The following is a 2,220-nucleotide window of genomic DNA, read 5'->3' on the forward strand; positions in this document are numbered from 1 at the left end:
CACGCGCCCGGGGTCCGGGCATTCTTCCAGCAACTCCCGAACGGTTTTGTTCAGCACCGGGTGCGTGAGCGCCGGTGCAAGCTCGCACAGGGGTTCGAGCACGAAGCGGCGCGCGGCGATTTCCGGGTGGGGCAGGGCAGGCGTGCCGCCGGGCTGGACGCATCCCTCGTAGAGCAGAATGTCGAGGTCGATCGTGCGGCTCAGGTATTCGCCATGGGGACCGCGCAGCGCGAAGCGTCCCAGTCGGCGCTCGATCTGGTGCAGGTGACAGAGCAGCACTTCGGGCGAGAGCGTCGTCTCGATCTCGGCGCAGCCGTTTAAAAACGCAGGCGTTCCCGGCGCCATGGCCCATGGGTCGGTGCGGTAGTAGCGGCTCTGGGCGAGCACGCCGGTTGCGGGCAGCGCATGCACGAGCAGCAGCGCGCGCTCGATGGTGGCGCGCCTGCGCCCCAGGTTGCTTCCGTATCCGATGTAGGCCCGCGGCATGCTTCCTCAATACTCACTTGCTGGCTGTCATTCTGAGGGGTGCAGCGCAGCCCGAAGAATCGCGTCCAAGGCGGCTCCAACCGATTCTTCGCGGAGCCTGCCCTGAGCTCTCTCGAAGGGCTCAGAATGACAGGGGTCGAAGACGCGCTCAATTAAAAAGGGGCGAGGTTGCCCCCGCCCCTGTGAATGCGTTGTTGCGAGGGCTCAGCCCAGTGCCTTCTTCATGCGCGCCATGGCTTCGTTGATGCGTGCGACCGGGACGGTGAGTGCCAGGCGGAAGTAGCCCTCGCCCGCGTCGCCAAAGCCGTTGCCCGGGGTGCACACCACGCCGGTCTCCAGCACGGTGGCGACGAAGTCGGCAGAGCTCATGCCTTTGGGGCACTTGGCCCACACGAAGAATCCCGCCTTGGGCAGCAGGTATTCGATGCCCATGTCGTCGAGACCCTTGAGCACCGCCTCGCGGCGCTCGAGGTAGATCTTGCGCATCTGCTCCACCGTGGAAAAATCGCTCTTGAGCGCTTCGATGCCCGCAAGCTGAATCGCGTTGAACGCGCCCGAGTCGGTGTTCGTCTTCACCTGTCCCAGGCCCTGCACGAGCGTTTCGTTGCCGGCGGCCCATGCGATGCGCCAGCCGGTCATGTTGAAAGTCTTCGAGAGCGAGTGGAACTCGATGGCCACGTCCATGGCGCCGTCGATCTCGAGAATCGAGAGCGGCTTGTCGTTCTCGTCGAAATAGATCTCCGAGTAGGCGCAGTCGGTCACGACGATGACGTTGTGCTTGCGTGCCCAGGCGATGAGCTCTTCGTAGAACTCGCGCGTGGCGCAGGCGCTGGTCGGGTTGCTCGGGTAGTTGAGGAAAATCGCCTTCGCCTTGTCGGCCAGGTCGTCGGGGATGTCCTTCAATACCGGCATCCAGCCCGATTCCTCGCTCATGGGAACCTTGTGCACGACGCCGCCTGCAAATGCGACAGCCGTGGCCGGCACCGGGTAGCAGGGCTGGGGAATAATCACGGTATCGCCGGGATTGATGAAGGCCAGCGGGAAATGCGCGATGCCTTCCTTGGAACCGATGAGCGTGATGACTTCCTTGTCGGAATCGAGATCGCAGCCAAAGCGCTTCTTCATGAACTCGGCCGCGGCCGCACGGAACTCCGGCATGCCGTCGTAGTCGGGATACTGATGATTTTTAGGGTCCTTGGCCGCCTTGTAGAGGGCCTCGATGATGAAGTCGGGCGTGGGCTGGTCGGGATCCCCGATCCCCATGCTGATGATGTCGATGCCGCGGGCGGCGACTTCCTTCTTCTTCTTGTCGATGCCGGCAAACAGGTAGGGCGGCAGGCTCTTGATGCGGTCGGCTTTTTCGAATCCCATGGTCTCTCCCCCGGGGAGCGCGGGGCCGCCGTACTGGCGGAGATCGCGCTCCAGAATCTCTCAAAATGGTGTCTCCGGCACGAATTGGACGCGCGCGCCGGTTGCACGGCTATACCCAGAGAAGCGCGCCGGTGCAAGCGCCCTGCCGGGTGGGGCAGGGACTGACCCGGACGTCAGCGAGCGCCCCCAAACCACGTTTGCCGCCCGGCAGTTGCCGTGATAAAGACAGCCCGCGTTTGGTAGGGGCCCCTCGTGGTGGGCCGAAATGAATGAAGGCTCATTCGTTTTGCCTCTTCCCGGCATCTAAAGCCCAGACCAAGTCCACCAACCATTGGAGGCCTTCTAGACATGGCAGACAACGAA

Annotated in this window: 2 protein-coding genes; both read right to left on the bottom strand. The window is 63.4% G+C overall.

Features of this window, described 5'->3' with window-relative positions:
• Positions 1-486 (bottom strand): 2-amino-4-hydroxy-6-hydroxymethyldihydropteridine diphosphokinase (gene folK / locus KDH09_19340; protein MCB0221861.1); only part of this gene is annotated, 486 nt, incomplete at its 3' end.
• A gap of 204 nt (positions 487-690) precedes the next feature.
• Positions 691-1,857 (bottom strand): LL-diaminopimelate aminotransferase, encoded by a 1,167-nt coding sequence (locus KDH09_19345; protein MCB0221862.1) that lies wholly within the window; start codon positions 1,855-1,857, stop codon positions 691-693.
• Between the last annotated feature and the right edge of the window lie 363 nt (positions 1,858-2,220).

Source organism: Chrysiogenia bacterium (assembly GCA_020434085.1).
Lineage (GTDB): Bacteria > JAGRBM01 > JAGRBM01 > JAGRBM01 > JAGRBM01 > JAGRBM01.